This window comes from Leclercia sp., assembly GCF_036780805.1.
GTDB lineage: Bacteria > Pseudomonadota > Gammaproteobacteria > Enterobacterales > Enterobacteriaceae > Enterobacter.
The window spans coordinates 127,415-143,058 of sequence record NZ_DAIQCE010000001.1; the positions used below are offsets into that span (position 1 = coordinate 127,415).

A 15,644-nucleotide genomic window follows, 5' to 3' on the forward strand; every position below is an offset into this window, starting at 1 on the left:
CGGGAGCCTGGGCTCCCGTTCTGTTTTTACTTCTCTTCGGCTAAACGCATCAGTGCTGCCTGCACACCCGCTCCGTAGTGCGGATGGACTTCACTGAACAGGGCAATCTGGCGCGCCTGAATAAACGCCGGCACATCCTGCATATCTCCGGCGATACGGTCGAACATCCGCTGGTGCTCTTCCGGGCTCAGCAGTTCAAACAGCTTGCGCGGCTGGCTGAAGTAGTCGGTATCCTCACGATGATTCCAGTGGTCTGCGGCGCCCTCAAGGGACAACGGCGGCTCGCTGAAGTCCGGCTGTTCCTGGAACACGCAAAAGCTGTTTGGCTCATAGGTGGCACCATTGCCGCTGTTGCCATCCACGCGCATCGCGCCGTCGCGATGGTAGTTATGGAACGGGCAGCGCGGGGCGTTCACCGGGATCTGATGATGGTTCACGCCTAAACGGTAGCGGTGGGCATCGCCGTAGGAGAAGAGGCGCCCCTGCAGCATGCGATCCGGCGAGAAGCCAATCCCCGGGACCACGTTAGCAGGCGACATCGCCACCTGCTCAACTTCCGCAAAGTAGTTGTCCGGGTTACGGTTCAGCTCCAGCACACCCACTTCCATCAGCGGATAGTCGCCGTGCGGCCAGACTTTGGTCAGATCGAACGGATTATAAGGCACCTTCGCGGCATCGCTTTCCGGCATGATCTGCACGTAAAACGTCCAGCGTGGGAAATCGCCTTTTTCGATAGCGGTAAACAGATCCCGTTGGGAACTTTCACGGTCTTCTGCGACCAGGCGTTTGGCTTCATCGTCCATCAGGTTAGCAATACCCTGCTGGGACTTGAGGTGGAATTTCACCCAGAAGCGTTCGTTATTGTGGTTAATAAAGCTGAACGCGTGGCTACCGAAGCCGTGCATGGTGCGATAGGAGCGCGGCAGTCCGCGATCGCTGAAGTCAATAGTGAGCTGGTGCAGAGTTTCCGGCTGCTGGGAGAAGAAATCCCATTTATACGTAGGGTTACGCAGGTTCGAACGCGGGTCGCGCTTCACCACGTGGTTGAGATCCGGAAACTTCAGCGGATCGCGCAGGTAGAAGACCGGGGTATTATTTCCGACCAGGTCCCAGTTGCCTTCTTCGGTGTAAAACTTGATAGAGAAGCCGCGGATATCACGTTCCGCATCGGCGGCACCGCGTTCACCGGCCACGGTGGAGAAGCGCACAAAGAGATCGGTTTTTTTATCGACTGCGGAGAACAGCTTCGCGCGGGTAAAGGCGGTAATGTCCTGGGTCACGGTAAAGGTGCCGTATGCGCCTGAACCTTTGGCGTGCATCCGACGCTCCGGGATCACCTCTCTGTCGAAATGGGCCAGTTTTTCCAGGAACCAGACATCCTGTAGCAGCATCGGTCCGCGCGGGCCTGCGGTGGCAACATTGTTGTTGTGGGCAACGGGGCAGCCGGATGCGGTGGTTAAACCTTTCTTGCTCATATTTTCTCCCTGAAATGTCAGTGTTGGTCGTTAAATTTCCGTTTTGAGCTCCAGCTAATCTAAAGAAAGGGGGCAGAGGGCTTATTGATCGGACGCAATGTAAGCGGGCGTAATCTGTTTCTCAGGATTTAACATTGTTAAAACCTGTAAGTATCAACTCGTTACAATCTAATTTTTGTATTGCATCACCTCAGCGTTGATCGCTGGCCGACTCACGTTAAAATCACGCGTTTTGGGAATCTATCTAAATAATTGTGCGGGATCACGACAATGAAAAAAGTGGCATTACTGGGCCTCGGCGGCCTGATGTTTGTTTCTGCGGCAGCCAATGCGATTACCATCAGCGGCCAGGCCGGTGAGGACTACACCAACGTTGGCGTCGGTTTCGGCACGGAAACGTCGGGCCTGGCGGCGACCGGCAACTGGACCAATAACGACGATGAGGGTGACGTAGCCAGCATCGGTCTGGGCCTGAACGTGCCTCTCGGTCCGTTCCTTGCGACCGTGGGCGGTAAAGGAATCTACACTAACCCGAAAGACAGCGACGAAGGCTATGCGGCGGCGGTAGGCGGCGGCCTGCAGTGGAAAATTGGCAACAGCTTCGGTCTGTTTGGCGAGTACTACTACTCTCCGGACTCCCTCTCCAGCGGTATCGATAGTTACGAAGAGGCCAACGCAGGTGCGCGCTGGACCATCATGCGCCCTATCACCATTGAGGCGGGCTACCGTTATCTGAACCTGGCAGGCAAAGACGGCAACCGCGACAACGCCATTGCCGATGGCCCGTACGTGGGCGTGAGCGCTGGCTTCTGATCCTCCGGCGCGGCGGTCTGCCGCGCCTGTTTCTCTCTTCCCCCCACAGCCGATTGCGCTATAGTGTTTTCACCACAAATGCGGGAGAACACAATGATAAACGTGGAGATGCTGTCCACTGGCGATGAAGTGCTGCATGGACAAATCACTGATACCAATGCGGCCTGGCTGGCGGATATTTTCTTTGAGCAGGGATTACCGTTAACGCGGCGTAACACGGTGGGTGACTCGCTGGAGGCGCTGGTGAACGTCCTGCGTGAGCGTAGCGAACAGGCGGATGTGCTGATTGTGAATGGCGGCCTCGGCCCCACCAGCGACGACCTGAGCGCGCTGGCCGCCGCCACGGCGAAAGGCGAAGAGCTGGTGTTGCACACCGAGTGGCTCAGCCATATGGAGCGTTTCTTCAGCGAACGCGGCAAAGTGATGGCCCCCAGCAACCGCAAGCAGGCCGAAATTCCGGCCAGCGCGGAGCTGGTCGATAACCCGGTCGGCACCGCCTGCGGCTTTGCCGTTCAGCTTAACCGTTGCCTGATGTTCTTCACCCCCGGCGTCCCGTCCGAATTTAAGGTGATGGTGGAAAAAGAGATCCTGCCGCGCCTGCGCCAGCGTTTTACCTTACCGGAACCCCCAATCTGTTTGCGTCTCACCACCTTTGGCCGCTCGGAGAGCGATCTGGCGCAGAGCCTCGATCACCTGAGCTTACCGCCAGGTGTGACGATGGGCTACCGCTCCTCCATGCCGATTATCGAACTGAAATTAACCGGCCCGGCAACCGAGAAGGCCGCGATGCTGGCCCTGTGGCCTGAAGTACAGCGCGTGGCGGGGGAGAGCCTGATCTTTGAAGGCACCGAAGGACTCCCGGCGCAAATCGCCCGCGATCTGCAGGCCCGCCAGCTGAGCCTGACCCTGAGCGAGCAATTTACCGGTGGCCTGCTGGCGTTACAGCTTTCACGGGTAAGCGCTCCGCTGCTGGCAAGCGAGGTGGTGCCGTCCCAGGAGGAGACCCTGGCGCAAACCGCCCACTGGGTGGCCGAGCGGCGCGTGAAACATTTTGCCGGTCTGGCAGTGGCGGTGTCGGGTGTCGATGAAGATCACCTTAACTTTGCCCTGGCCACCCCGGAAGGCACCCATGCCCTGCGGGTGAAAATGAGCGTCACGCGACACAGCCTGGCGGTGCGTCAGGAGGTCTGCGCGATGATGGCGCTGAACATGCTGCGTCGCTGGCTGAACGGCAAGCCGGTGGCCAGCGAACATGGCTGGATCAACGTCGTCGAGACGCTGTTCCTGCCGTGATTTTTGCGCGCCGGGCTCCCCACCCGGCGCGTTGTTGTCCAACCTGTTGTACTCGCTCTGATTCTTTCTGCGCTGTTCATCACATTTTTATCCTGCTGTTTGTCCATCTGGCTGGAACCCGCCGGTGATTTGAACTCGCTCACAAATAAACCCGCCCTCAGCCGCAACACTGATTCCAGTATTCAGGACTGGAGTCCAGCATGTTGGAATCAACCAAAGTACCGGCGCTGACCCGCGCCATCGATATTCTCGACACCATCGCCCGTCTGGGGCCCTGTAGCGCCGCGACCCTGATCGACGAGCTGGGGATCCCAAAAAGCACCGCTTACCTGCTATTGGGTGAACTGAAAAGACAGCGTTTTCTCAGCCTCGACAGCCAGGACAACTACTGCCTGTGGACCCGGCTGGTGGAGCTGGCGGGTCACGCAGTCAGCCGGATGGATCTGCGTGAGATGGCGCGCCCGCGCCTGACGCAGCTGATGGACGAAAGCGGCATGCTGTGCCATCTCGGCATTATCGATAACGGTAGCGCCTACTACATTCTCAAAATCGAGTCGTCCGCCACCATCAGCGTGCGTTCGCACGAGGGGAAAAGCCTGTCTCTCTCCCGCTCGGGCATTGGCAAATGCCTGCTCGCCTGGCAACCCGAGCGGGTGCAGGAGGCGATCATCGCCAGCCTGGACTGGGAGCGGGTCACGCCCACCACCATCACCAGTGCCGGGCAGATGCGTGACGAGCTGGCGCGCATTCGCGCCAGAGGCTGGAGTTTTGACAACGGCGAAGACTACCCCGACGTGCGCTGCGTGGCGGCACCGGTCTTTAACGCCAGTAACGAACTCACCGCCGCGATCTCGGTGGTGGGTACCCGACTGCAGATCAACGAGGACAACCGCGACTACCTGGCCGGTAAAGCGATTGCCTGTGCGAAAGACATTTCCCGTTTACTGGGCTGGAAAAGCCCCTTCGATCAAGCCTCATAATATGGAGAACATCATGACCCTACCGAAGATTAAACAGATCCGTGCCTGGTTTACCGGCGGCGCAACGGCAGAGAAGGGCGCAGGCGGCGGCGATTATCACGACCAGGGGGCCAACCACTGGATCGACGACCATATCGCCACCCCGATGAGTAAATATCCGCAGTATGAGCAGTCGCGCCAGTCGTTTGGCATTAACGTCCTCGGCACGCTGGTGGTCGAAGTGGAGGCCGACAATGGCCAGACCGGTTTTGCGGTCTCCACTGCCGGAGAGATGGGCTGCTTTATCGTTGAGAAACACCTCAGCCGCTTTATCGAGGGCAAATGCGTCAGCGACATCAAGCTGATCCACGACCAGATGCTCGGCGCGACCATGTATTACGCCGGTTCCGGCGGGCTGGTGCTCAACACTATCTCCTGCATCGACCTGGCGTTGTGGGATCTGTTCGGCAAGGTGGTCGGGCTGCCGGTCTACAAACTGCTCGGCGGCGCGGTACGCGATGAGATCCGCTTTTACGCCACCGGGGCGCGTCCGGATCTGGCGAAAGAGATGGGCTTTATCGGCGGCAAAATGCCGACCCACCGGGGGCCGCACGACGGCGACGCCGGGATCCGCCAGGACGCGGCGATGGTGGCCGAGTACCGGGAGAAATGCGGCCCCGACTTCTGGCTGATGCTCGACTGCTGGATGAGCCAGGACGTCAATTACGCCACCAAACTGGCCCACGCCTGCGCACCGTACAACCTGAAGTGGATTGAGGAGTGTCTTCCGCCGCAGCAGTACGAAGGCTATCGCGAACTGAAGCGCAATGCCCCGCCGGGGATGATGGTGACCAGCGGCGAGCACCACGGCACCCTGCAATCCTTCCGCACCCTTTCCGAAACCGGGATCGACATTATGCAGCCTGACGTCGGCTGGTGCGGCGGCTTAACCACCCTGGTGGAGATCGCCGCCATCGCCAAAGCACGGGGGCAGCTGGTGGTGCCGCACGGTTCGTCGGTCTACTCCCACCATGCGGTGATCACCTTTACCAATACCCCGTTCAGCGAGTTCCTGATGACCAGCCCGGACTGCGCGACGCTGCGTCCGCAGTTTGATCCGATCCTGCTCGATGAGCCGGTGCCGGTAAATGGCCGTATTCATAAGTCGGTGCTGGATAAACCCGGCTTTGGCGTCGAGCTGAACCGCGATTGTGCCCTGAAGCGTCCATACAGCCACTAATCCGTCGCGCCGCGCACCGGCGTGGCGTCACCTTTTACTGAGGATTGTCCATGAGTATGACTCTGCTCGACAGCGTGGTCAGGAAAAACCGCGCCCGCCTGATACCCTTCATGCTGGCGCTCTACGTGCTGGCGTTTCTGGATCGCTCTAACATCGGCTTCGCCAAAGAGAGCTACCAGATCGATACCGGACTCAGTAACGAAGCCTATGCCCTGGGCGCCGGGATCTTCTTTGTGGTTTACGCTCTGCTGGGCGTGCCCGCCAACCTGCTGATGCGCAAGTTTGGTGCCCGGACGTGGATCGGCACCACCACGCTGCTGTGGGGATTCCTCTCCGCGGCGATGGCGTGGGCCGATACCGAAACTAAGTTTCTGCTGATCCGCACCCTGCTGGGTGCAGCAGAGGCGGGCTTCTTCCCCGGCATGATCTACCTCACCTCCCAGTGGTTCCCCCAGCGCAACCGCGCCAGCATCATGGGACTGTTTTACATGGGTGCGCCGCTGGCGTTATCGCTCGGGTCGCCGCTCTCAGGTGCGCTGCTGGAGATGCACGGCTTTATGGGCCATCCCGGCTGGTTCTGGATGTTTATTATCGAAGGGCTGATTGCCGTGGGTGCCGGGATATTTACCTTCTTCTGGCTGGACGATACCCCGCAGCAGGCGCGGTTCCTCACTGCCGAAGAGAAACAGGTGCTGATCAATCAGCTGGCAGGGGAGGAGCAGAGCAAGGCCACCTCGCGGTTGAGCGATGCCCTGCGCAATGGCCGGGTCTGGCAGCTGGCATTTATCTACATGACCATTCAGATCGCCGTCTACGGGCTGATTTTCTTCCTGCCGACGCAGGTGGCGGCCCTGCTCGGCACCAAAGTGGGCTTCACCGCCTCGGTGGTGACCGCGATTCCGTGGGTTGCAGCGCTGTTTGGCACCTGGCTGATTCCACGCTACTCCGACCGCACCGGCGAGCGGCGCAACATCGCCACGCTGACGCTGCTGGCCGCCGGTATTGGGGTGGGCGTCTCGGGGCTGGTGTCGCCGGTGCTGGCGATGGTGGCGCTGTGCGTGGCCGCGGTCGGGTTTATTGCCGTGCAGCCGGTCTTCTGGACCATGCCGACGCAGCTGCTCTCCGGCACCGCGCTGGCGGCGGGGATTGGCTTCGTCAACCTGTTTGGCGCAGTGGGTGGTTTTCTTGCTCCGCTTATCCGGGTGAAAGCCCAGAGCGTGTTTGGCAGCGATGCGGCCGGGCTGCTGGCGCTGGCCGGGATTGCGATCCTCGGCGCGCTGGCGATCCTGGTGCTGGGCGTGACCCGCACTGCACCGCAGGCCGATCGCGTACATCATTAATATCAGGGAGTTATTATGCAAAACGTTCTTTCAAACCCCTTTAAGCAGGCCCTGCTTAAGGGTGAAACGCAGATCGGGCTGTGGCTGAGTTCCACCTCGTCTTACATGGCGGAGATCGCGGCGACCTCAGGCTACGACTGGCTGTTAATCGATGGGGAGCATGCACCTAACACGGTGCAGGATCTCTATCATCAGCTGCAGGCGATCGCCCCTTATGCCAGCCAGCCGGTGATCCGCCCGGTTGACGGCGACCGCAGCCTGATCAAGCAGGTGCTGGATATAGGCGCCAGGACGCTGCTGATCCCGATGGTCGACAGCGCAGAACAGGCGCGCGAGATCGTCTCCGCAACCCGCTATCCGCCGTTAGGGGTGCGCGGCGTGGGGGCAGGCGTGGCGCGGGCGGCGCGCTGGGGACGGGTGGAGAACTACATGGCCCAGGCCAACGACGAGCTGTGTTTGCTTATTCAGGTGGAGAGCAAAGCCGCGCTGGATAACCTGGATGCGATCCTGGACGTTGAAGGCATTGACGGCGTGTTTATCGGGCCGGCCGATCTGTCGGCTTCGCTGGGTTATCCCGACAACGCCGGGCATCCGCAGGTACAAGAGATCATTGAGCAGGCGATCCGCCGGATCCGCCACGCGGGGAAAGCCGCCGGCTTCCTGGCGGTAGATCCTGAGATGGCGAAGCGCTGTCTGGCGTGGGGGGCGAACTTTGTTGCCGTCGGGGTCGATACCATGCTCTATACCGGGGCGCTGGACAAGCGGCTGGCGCTGTTTAAATCCGGCAGCGCCCAGGCCAGTAAAAACAGCTACTGACCCGGTTACATTTCGATTTCGATGTCACCTTTTGCCCGGCAGCAGCAGGGCAAAATTTCCCCTTCGTTGATGAAGGCCAGCGGTTCGGTGATCCAATCGACCTGACCGGTCACCAGGCGGCAGCGGCAGGAGCCGCAGTAGCCTTCACGGCACTGGTATTCGACTTCAATCTGGTGGGATTCCAGCGCAATGAGTAGGGAAGGGTGTTCTTCCTGGCACAGGAGTTCTGTGCCAGTAAGACGAAGCGTCACGCGGCTCATCAGAGCTGGAAGTCGCTCAAATCGTCGGTGTTGACTTCAGAATCAATCTGACCGACCAGGTAGGAGCTCACTTCCACTTCCTGCGGCGCAACCTGCACGTTATCGGACACCAGCCAGGTGTTGATCCACGGGATAGGGTTGGAGCGGGTCTGGAACGGCAGATCCAGGCCGACCGCCTGCATGCGGATGTTGGTGATGTACTCCACGTACTGGCAGAGAATATCTTTGTTCAGGCCGATCATGGAACCGCCCTGGAACAGGTATTCTGCCCACTCTTTCTCCTGCTGTGCCGCCTGAACAAACAGGTCATAGCTCTCCTGCTTGCACTCTTCAGCAATCTCGGCCATCTCCGGATCGTCCACGCCGCTGCGCAGCAGGTTTAGCATATGCTGGGTGCCGGTCAGGTGCAGGGCTTCATCACGAGCGATCAGACGGATGATTTTGGCGTTGCCTTCCATCAGCTCGCGTTCCGCGAAGGCGAAGGAGCAGGCGAAGCTGACGTAGAAGCGGATCGCTTCCAGGGCGTTAACGCTCATCAGGCACAGATAGAGCTTTTTCTTAAGTTCACGCAGGTTCACGGTGACGGTTTTGCCGTTCACGGTGTGGGTGCCTTCGCCCAGCAGATGCCAGTAGCTGGTCATCTCAATCAGGTCGTCATAGAAGTGGGCAATGCCCTGCGCGCGCTTCAGGATCTGATCGTTGGTAACGATATCATCAAACACAATCGCCGGATCGTTGACGATGTTACGGATGATATGGGTATAGGAGCGGGAGTGGATCGTCTCAGAGAACGCCCAGGTCTCGACCCAGGTTTCCAGCTCCGGGATGGAGATCAGCGGCAGCAGCGCGACGTTCGGGCTACGACCCTGGATGGAGTCCAGCAGCGTCTGGTACTTCAGGTTGCTGAGGAAGATATGCTTTTCATGCTCCGGCAGAGCCTGGAAGTCGATGCGGTCGCGGGAAACGTCAACTTCTTCCGGGCGCCAGAAGAAGGAGAGTTGCTTTTCAATCAGCTTTTCGAAGATGTCATATTTTTGCTGATCGTAGCGTGCCACGTTGACCGGCTGGCCGAAGAACATCGGCTCTTTGAGCTGGTCGTTTTTCGTCTGTGAAAAGGTGGTGTATGCCATGAGTGTATCCTGTGAGAGATTTTGTCGTTCGGGCAAACAAAATCGTAGGCCGGGTAAGCGTAGCGCCACCCGGCATTTACATTAAATCTTACAAGCGCCGCTTTCGCAGCCGTCGTCCTGAATGGACGGGGCCAGATCGTCCTGCGCATCTTCTGCACCGTCACGGGTGTTTTGATAATACAGGGTTTTCACGCCAAATTTGTATGCGGTAAGCAGGTCTTTCAGCAGCTGCTGCATCGGCACTTTCCCTGACGGGAAGCGTGACGGATCGTAGTTGGTGTTGGCAGAGATCGACTGGTCGATAAACTTCTGCATGATGCCCACCAGCTGCAGGTAGCCGTCGTTATTTGGCATCTCCCACAGCAGCTCGTAGTTGTTTTTCAGCAGCTCGTAGTCCGGCACCACCTGGCGCAGGATCCCATCTTTCGACGCTTTGATGCTCACATGGCCGCGCGGCGGCTCGATGCCGTTGGTGGCGTTGGAGATCTGCGAGGAGGTCTCGGACGGCATCAGGGCAGAGAGCGTGGAGTTACGCAGGCCGTGGGTCTTAATGGATTCGCGCAGGGCTTCCCAGTCAAGATGCAGCGGCTCGTTGGCGATCGCGTCCAGGTCTTTCTTATAGGTGTCGATCGGCAGAATGCCTTTGGCGTAGGTGGTTTCGTTGAACCACGGGCAGGCACCTTGTTCGATGGCCAGATCGTTAGAGGCTTTCAGCAGGTAATACTGAATGGCTTCGAAGGTCTGGTGCGTCAGGTTGTTGGCGCTGCCGTCGGAATAACGTTTACCGTTTTTCGCCAGCCAGTAGGCATAGTTGATCACGCCAATGCCGAGGGTACGACGACCCATTGCACCGCGTTTTGCCGCCGGGATTGGGTAATCCTGATAATCCAGCAGCGCATCCAGGGCACGTACCGCCAGCACCGCCAGCTCTTCCAGCTCGTCGAGGCTGTTAATGGCACCCAGGTTGAACGCAGACAGCGTACACAGGGCGATTTCGCCGTTTTCGTCGTTCACATCTTCCAGCGGTTTGGTCGGCAGGGCGATCTCCAGGCACAGGTTAGACTGGCGCACTGGGGCAACGACCGGATCGAACGGGCTGTGGGTGTTGCAGTGGTCGACGTTCTGGATGTAGATACGACCGGTGGAGGCGCGCTCCTGCATCATCAGCGAGAACAGCTCAACCGCCTTCACGCGCTGCTTACGGATGCTGTCATCGTTTTCATACTGCACGTACAGACGCTCGAACTCATCCTGATCGGCAAAGAAGGCGTCGTACAGGCCTGGGACGTCGGACGGGCTGAACAGGGTGATATCGCCGCCTTTCAGCAGACGGGTGTACATCAGCTTGTTGATCTGAACGCCGTAGTCCATGTGACGCACGCGGTTACCTTCCACGCCACGGTTGTTTTTCAGTACCAGCAGGCTTTCAACTTCCAGATGCCACATCGGGTAGAACAGGGTCGCTGCGCCACCGCGCACGCCGCCCTGAGAGCAGGATTTCACCGCGGTCTGGAAGTGTTTGTAGAACGGGATACAGCCGGTGTGGAACGCTTCACCGCCGCGGATCGGGCTACCCAGCGCACGGATGCGGCCGGCGTTGATGCCGATCCCGGCGCGCTGGGAAACGTATTTCACAATGGCGCTGGAGGTGGCGTTAATGGAGTCCAGGCTGTCGCCGCACTCGATCAGCACGCAGGAGCTGAACTGGCGGGTTGGGGTGCGCACGCCGGACATGATCGGCGTCGGCAGAGAAATCTTGAAGGTCGAAACCGCATCGTAGAAACGCTTCACGTATTCCAGACGGGTATCGCGCGGATAGCCAGAGAACAGGCAGGCGGCAACCAGAATGTAGAGGAACTGGGCGCTCTCGTAGATTTCGCCTGTTACGCGGTTCTGGACCAGGTATTTCCCTTCCAGCTGCTTCACCGCGGCGTAGGAGAAGTTCATATCACGCCAGTGATCGATAAACCCGTCCATCTGCTTGAACTCTTCTTCCGTGTAGTCTTCCAGCAGATGCGTGTCGTATTTGCCCAGCTCTACCATCTTCACCACATGATCGAACAACGCTGGCGGCTCAAACTGGCCGTAGGCTTTTTTACGCAGGTGGAAAATGGCCAGACGGGCAGCGAGGTACTGATAATCCGGTGCTTCGCGGGAGATCAGATCCGCCGCAGCTTTGATAATGGTTTCGTGGATATCAGAGGTTTTGATGCCGTCATAGAACTGGATGTGAGATCGCAGTTCCACCTGAGAAATGGATACGTTGTTCAGTCCTTCTGCTGCCCAGTCGAGAACACGATGGATTTTGTCCAGATTGATACGCTCGGTAGCACCGTCGCGCTTTGTCACCAGCAGACTCTGATTCATGTGGGTTTTTACCTGTCCGTGAAAAATGAAAATATCCCCCGCTTATCCACAGACCTCTGTGGATAAATACTATATATAGGGGTTGTGCGTTAAGCATAACGCAAGATGGTGAGTATTCTAGTAAGGATTCTTTTCAGCACAAGAGTTGATTTTGAGGTTAAATTCAGGTTGTGAAAGAGTAAAAAAGCCTAAGTCCTCGTACCGTAAGGCCTGGACGTCATGTCAATAATGTAGAAAAAAAAATGAAAATTTGATCGACTGCTGATTTCTTCAACGGGTGGTCAAAAATGCGCAACGGAGGGTTGCGCATTCGTTAGAAAAAGAGTGGCTAACCTTAGTCTTTTTTTGCGGTGGTATGGAGCATGTAGTTCACGTCCACACCCGGTGCCAGTTTGAACTTGTCGCTCAGAGGATTGTAATGCAGGCCGGTCATGTGCTGCTCTTTCAGCCATGTGCCGTCGACCCAGCTTAGTAATTCGGCCGGTTTGATGAATTTTTTCACGTCGTGAGTGCCTTTAGGCACCATCCGCAGCACGTATTCCGCACCGACCACCGCCATCAGCCATGCCTTGCCGTTGCGGTTGATCGTGGAGAAGAACACCTGGCCGCCCGGTTTTACCAGCGCTGCGCAGGCTTTTACCACCGATTGCGGGTCGGGAACGTGCTCCAGCATCTCCATGCAGGTGACGACGTCATACTGATGGGCGTGATCCGCCGCATGCGCTTCGACCGTTTCCTGCACGTACTCTACCTGCACGCCGGACTCCAGCGCATGAAGGCGGGCGACCTGCAGCGGCTCAAATCCCATATCCAGGCCCGTTACGGTTGCCCCTTCGCGCGCCATGCTCTCTGCCAGGATGCCACCGCCGCAGCCCACGTCCAGCACCTTCTTACCGAACAGACCGCCGGAGCGCTCCGCGATATAGCCCAGACGCAGGGGGTTAATGCGGTGCAGGGGTTTAAACTCACCTTCGAGATCCCACCATCGGGACGCCACCGCTTCAAATTTGGCGATCTCTTCATGGTCAACGTTGTGAGCCACCGGGGATTTTTCCGCATTCATGGACGCTTTTACTCCGTAATTTAAAGACGAGGAAGTATATCAGGATAACAAAGCAAATTAGTTTAAACCTAAGCGGGTGTGTTATAATTTCCGACCTTTGAATCCGGGATACAGTAGAGGGATAGCGGTTAGATGAGCGACCTTGCGAGAGAAATTACACCGGTTAACATCGAGGAAGAGCTGAAGAGCTCCTATCTGGATTATGCGATGTCGGTCATTGTTGGCCGTGCGCTGCCGGATGTCCGCGATGGACTTAAGCCGGTACACCGTCGCGTACTATACGCCATGAACGTATTGGGCAATGACTGGAATAAAGCCTACAAAAAATCTGCCCGTGTCGTTGGTGACGTAATCGGTAAATATCACCCGCATGGTGATACAGCAGTTTATGACACCATCGTCCGTATGGCGCAGCCATTCTCATTGCGTTACATGCTGGTTGATGGTCAGGGTAACTTCGGTTCAGTCGACGGCGACTCCGCCGCGGCGATGCGTTATACGGAAATCCGTATGTCGAAAATCGCCCATGAGCTGATGGCCGATCTGGAAAAAGAGACCGTTGATTTCGTCGATAACTACGACGGCACCGAGCGCATTCCGGATGTGATGCCAACCAAGATCCCTAACCTGCTGGTAAACGGTGCATCCGGTATCGCCGTAGGTATGGCGACCAACATTCCGCCGCACAACATCACCGAAGTGATCAACGGCTGCCTGGCCTATATCGACGATGAAGAGATCAGCATTGAAGGGCTGATGGAACACATCCCGGGCCCGGACTTCCCGACCGCCGCCATCATTAATGGCCGTCGCGGCATTGAAGAAGCGTACCGTACCGGTCGCGGCAAGATCTATATTCGTGCCCGCGCCGAAGTGGAAGCCGACGCCAAAACCGGCCGTGAGACCATTATCGTCCACGAAATCCCGTATCAGGTGAACAAAGCGCGCCTGATCGAGAAGATTGCCGAGCTGGTTAAAGAGAAACGCATTGAAGGTATCAGCGCGCTGCGTGATGAGTCTGATAAAGACGGCATGCGCGTCGTGATTGAGATCAAACGTGACGCGGTAGGGGAAGTGGTGCTTAACAACCTCTACTCCCTGACGCAGCTTCAGGTCTCCTTCGGTATCAACATGGTTGCGCTGCACCATGGCCAACCGAAGATCATGAACCTGAAAGACATTCTGAGCGCGTTCGTCCGTCACCGCCGTGAAGTGGTGACCCGCCGTACCATTTTCGAATTGCGTAAAGCCCGCGATCGTGCACACATCCTTGAAGCCCTGGCGGTTGCGCTGGCGAACATCGATCCGATCATCGAGCTGATTCGTCGCGCGCCAACCCCTGCGGAAGCGAAAGCAGGACTGGTGGCTCAGCCATGGGCGCTGGGGAATGTCTCTGCAATGCTGGAACGGGCAGGCGATGATGCTGCGCGTCCGGAGTGGCTGGAGCCCGAGTTCGGCGTGCGTGATGGTCAGTATTACCTGACCGAGCAGCAGGCCCAGGCGATTCTGGATCTGCGTCTGCAGAAACTGACCGGCCTCGAGCACGAAAAACTGCTCGACGAGTACAAAGAGCTGCTGGAACAGATTGCCGAGCTGCTGCATATCCTTGGCAGCGCCGATCGTCTGATGGAAGTGATCCGCGAAGAGCTGGAGCTGGTCCGCGATCAGTTCGGCGATGAGCGTCGCACCGAAATCACGGCGAACACCGCTGATATCAACATCGAAGACCTGATCAACCAGGAAGACGTTGTTGTGACCCTGTCTCACCAGGGCTACGTGAAGTACCAGCCGTTAACCGACTACGAAGCACAGCGTCGTGGCGGCAAAGGCAAGTCAGCGGCACGTATTAAAGAAGAAGACTTTATTGACCGCCTGCTGGTGGCCAACACCCACGATACCATCCTCTGCTTCTCCAGCCGGGGCCGTCTGTACTGGATGAAGGTTTATCAGCTGCCGGAAGCGAGCCGTGGCGCGCGTGGACGTCCAATCGTCAACCTGCTGCCGCTGGAGCAGAACGAGCGTATCACCGCCATTCTGCCGGTGCGCGAGTACGCAGAAGGCGTGAACGTCTTTATGGCGACCGCCAGCGGTACGGTGAAGAAGACCGCCCTGACCGAGTTCAGCCGTCCACGTTCAGCCGGCATTATTGCCGTCAACCTGAACGAAGGCGACGAACTGATTGGTGTGGATCTGACCTCCGGTTCCGACGAAGTGATGCTGTTCTCTGCCGCCGGTAAAGTGGTGCGCTTCAAAGAGAGCGCAGTGCGCGCCATGGGTCGTACCGCGACCGGCGTTCGCGGCATCAAACTGGCAGGCGAAGACAGCGTCGTTTCCCTGATTGTTCCGCGCGGCGAGGGAGCGATCCTGACCGTTACGCAGAACGGCTACGGTAAACGTACCGCTCAGGACGAGTATCCAACCAAGTCCCGCGGCACGCAGGGCGTTATCTCGATCAAAGTGACCGAGCGTAACGGCTCCGTTGTTGGTGCGGTTCAGGTTGATGATACCGACCAGATCATGATGATCACCGATGCCGGTACGCTGGTGCGTACCCGCGTGTCAGAGATCAGCGTGGTGGGTCGTAATACTCAGGGCGTGATCCTCATCCGTACTGCGGAAGATGAAAACGTGGTGGGTCTGCAGCGCGTCGCTGAGCCGGTGGATGACGAAGAGCTCGACTCTATCGACGGCAGCGTAGCGGAAGGTGACGATGAGATCGCACCGGAAGCGGACACCGACGACGATGCAGCGGACGACGCTGAAGAGTAACGTCACCTGACGATAAAGGGCCGATCTCCGGCCCTTTTCTTTTGCTGGTACGCGCAATTGCAGACAACCTAACATTGCGACCGCGCGCGTTTACCGCTACCTTAAGCCATTCCTTTTGA

The 15,644-nt window shown here is 57.9% G+C and carries 12 protein-coding genes; 7 read left to right on the forward strand and 5 right to left on the reverse strand.

What is annotated here, in order from left to right:
* Positions 1–26 precede the first annotated feature (26 nt).
* Positions 27–1,475 carry a catalase gene (locus V7Q49_RS00555; protein ID WP_333848792.1) on the reverse strand — a complete coding sequence of 483 codons (1,449 nt, stop codon included), beginning with the start codon at positions 1,473–1,475 and terminating at the stop codon, positions 27–29.
* A gap of 270 nt (positions 1,476–1,745) precedes the next feature.
* On the opposite strand from V7Q49_RS00555, the gene V7Q49_RS00560 reads away from it, so the two are divergent.
* The 6 genes from V7Q49_RS00560 to yfaU all read left to right on the forward strand — a co-directional run bounded on the left by V7Q49_RS00560 (position 1,746) and on the right by yfaU (position 7,936).
* Positions 1,746–2,288 (forward strand): YfaZ family outer membrane protein, encoded by a 543-nt coding sequence (locus tag V7Q49_RS00560; RefSeq protein WP_333848793.1) that lies wholly within the window; start codon positions 1,746–1,748, stop codon positions 2,286–2,288.
* A gap of 93 nt (positions 2,289–2,381) precedes the next feature.
* Entirely contained in the window at positions 2,382–3,581 is a 1,200-nt protein-coding gene (locus tag V7Q49_RS00565; RefSeq protein WP_333848794.1) for a nicotinamide mononucleotide deamidase-related protein YfaY, read from the forward strand.
* Positions 3,582–3,781: 200 nt separating this feature from the next.
* Positions 3,782–4,561, forward strand: a complete 780-nt coding sequence (locus tag V7Q49_RS00570) for an IclR family transcriptional regulator (protein ID WP_333848795.1) — start codon at positions 3,782–3,784, stop codon at positions 4,559–4,561.
* Between the two features lie 13 nt (positions 4,562–4,574).
* Positions 4,575–5,780, forward strand: a complete 1,206-nt coding sequence (gene rhmD, locus V7Q49_RS00575) for an L-rhamnonate dehydratase (protein WP_333848796.1) — start codon at positions 4,575–4,577, stop codon at positions 5,778–5,780.
* A 50-nt stretch (positions 5,781–5,830) separates the two neighbouring features.
* Complete coding sequence (locus V7Q49_RS00580; protein WP_333848797.1) at positions 5,831–7,120, forward strand: MFS transporter; 1,290 nt, start codon at positions 5,831–5,833, stop codon at positions 7,118–7,120.
* Positions 7,121–7,135: 15 nt separating this feature from the next.
* A complete protein-coding gene (yfaU, locus tag V7Q49_RS00585) occupies positions 7,136–7,936 on the forward strand; it encodes a 2-keto-3-deoxy-L-rhamnonate aldolase (RefSeq protein WP_333848798.1) in 801 nt (266 codons plus the stop codon).
* Between the two features lie 5 nt (positions 7,937–7,941).
* Here the strand turns inward: yfaU and yfaE are convergent, their stop codons facing one another.
* From yfaE to ubiG, 4 genes are all read right to left on the reverse strand, one after another.
* Positions 7,942–8,196: a class I ribonucleotide reductase maintenance protein YfaE gene (gene yfaE / locus V7Q49_RS00590; protein ID WP_333848799.1), complete on the reverse strand. Its 255-nt coding sequence runs from the start codon at positions 8,194–8,196 to the stop codon at positions 7,942–7,944.
* Complete coding sequence (gene nrdB / locus V7Q49_RS00595; RefSeq protein ID WP_156264272.1) at positions 8,196–9,326, reverse strand: class Ia ribonucleoside-diphosphate reductase subunit beta; 1,131 nt, start codon at positions 9,324–9,326, stop codon at positions 8,196–8,198. The genes yfaE and nrdB overlap by 1 nt, the downstream gene beginning before the upstream one ends.
* A gap of 81 nt (positions 9,327–9,407) precedes the next feature.
* Positions 9,408–11,693 (reverse strand): class 1a ribonucleoside-diphosphate reductase subunit alpha, encoded by a 2,286-nt coding sequence (gene nrdA / locus V7Q49_RS00600; protein WP_333848800.1) that lies wholly within the window; start codon positions 11,691–11,693, stop codon positions 9,408–9,410.
* Between the two features lie 334 nt (positions 11,694–12,027).
* Positions 12,028–12,756, reverse strand: coding sequence for a bifunctional 2-polyprenyl-6-hydroxyphenol methylase/3-demethylubiquinol 3-O-methyltransferase UbiG (gene ubiG, locus V7Q49_RS00605; protein WP_333848801.1), 729 nt, complete (start codon positions 12,754–12,756; stop codon positions 12,028–12,030).
* A gap of 132 nt (positions 12,757–12,888) precedes the next feature.
* On the opposite strand from ubiG, the gene gyrA reads away from it, so the two are divergent.
* Positions 12,889–15,525 carry a DNA topoisomerase (ATP-hydrolyzing) subunit A gene (gyrA, locus tag V7Q49_RS00610; RefSeq protein WP_333848802.1) on the forward strand — a complete coding sequence of 879 codons (2,637 nt, stop codon included), beginning with the start codon at positions 12,889–12,891 and terminating at the stop codon, positions 15,523–15,525.
* The last annotated feature ends 119 nt before the right edge of the window (positions 15,526–15,644 follow it).

Excerpts from the sequence above, each read along its gene's own strand:
- nrdA (WP_333848800.1), bottom strand. The coding sequence starts at position 11,693 with ATGAATCAGAGTCTGCTGGTGACAAAGCGCGACGGTGCTACCGAGCGT.
- V7Q49_RS00560 (WP_333848793.1), top strand. The coding sequence starts at position 1,746 with ATGAAAAAAGTGGCATTACTGGGCCTCGGCGGCCTGATGTTTGTTTCT.
- yfaU (WP_333848798.1), top strand. The coding sequence starts at position 7,136 with ATGCAAAACGTTCTTTCAAACCCCTTTAAGCAGGCCCTGCTTAAGGGT.
- V7Q49_RS00555 (WP_333848792.1), bottom strand. The coding sequence starts at position 1,475 with ATGAGCAAGAAAGGTTTAACCACCGCATCCGGCTGCCCCGTTGCCCAC.
- ubiG (WP_333848801.1), bottom strand. The coding sequence starts at position 12,756 with ATGAATGCGGAAAAATCCCCGGTGGCTCACAACGTTGACCATGAAGAG.
- nrdB (WP_156264272.1), bottom strand. The coding sequence starts at position 9,326 with ATGGCATACACCACCTTTTCACAGACGAAAAACGACCAGCTCAAAGAG.
- gyrA (WP_333848802.1), top strand. The coding sequence starts at position 12,889 with ATGAGCGACCTTGCGAGAGAAATTACACCGGTTAACATCGAGGAAGAG.
- V7Q49_RS00580 (WP_333848797.1), top strand. The coding sequence starts at position 5,831 with ATGAGTATGACTCTGCTCGACAGCGTGGTCAGGAAAAACCGCGCCCGC.
- rhmD (WP_333848796.1), top strand. The coding sequence starts at position 4,575 with ATGACCCTACCGAAGATTAAACAGATCCGTGCCTGGTTTACCGGCGGC.
- yfaE (WP_333848799.1), bottom strand. The coding sequence starts at position 8,196 with ATGAGCCGCGTGACGCTTCGTCTTACTGGCACAGAACTCCTGTGCCAG.
- V7Q49_RS00565 (WP_333848794.1), top strand. The coding sequence starts at position 2,382 with ATGATAAACGTGGAGATGCTGTCCACTGGCGATGAAGTGCTGCATGGA.
- V7Q49_RS00570 (WP_333848795.1), top strand. The coding sequence starts at position 3,782 with ATGTTGGAATCAACCAAAGTACCGGCGCTGACCCGCGCCATCGATATT.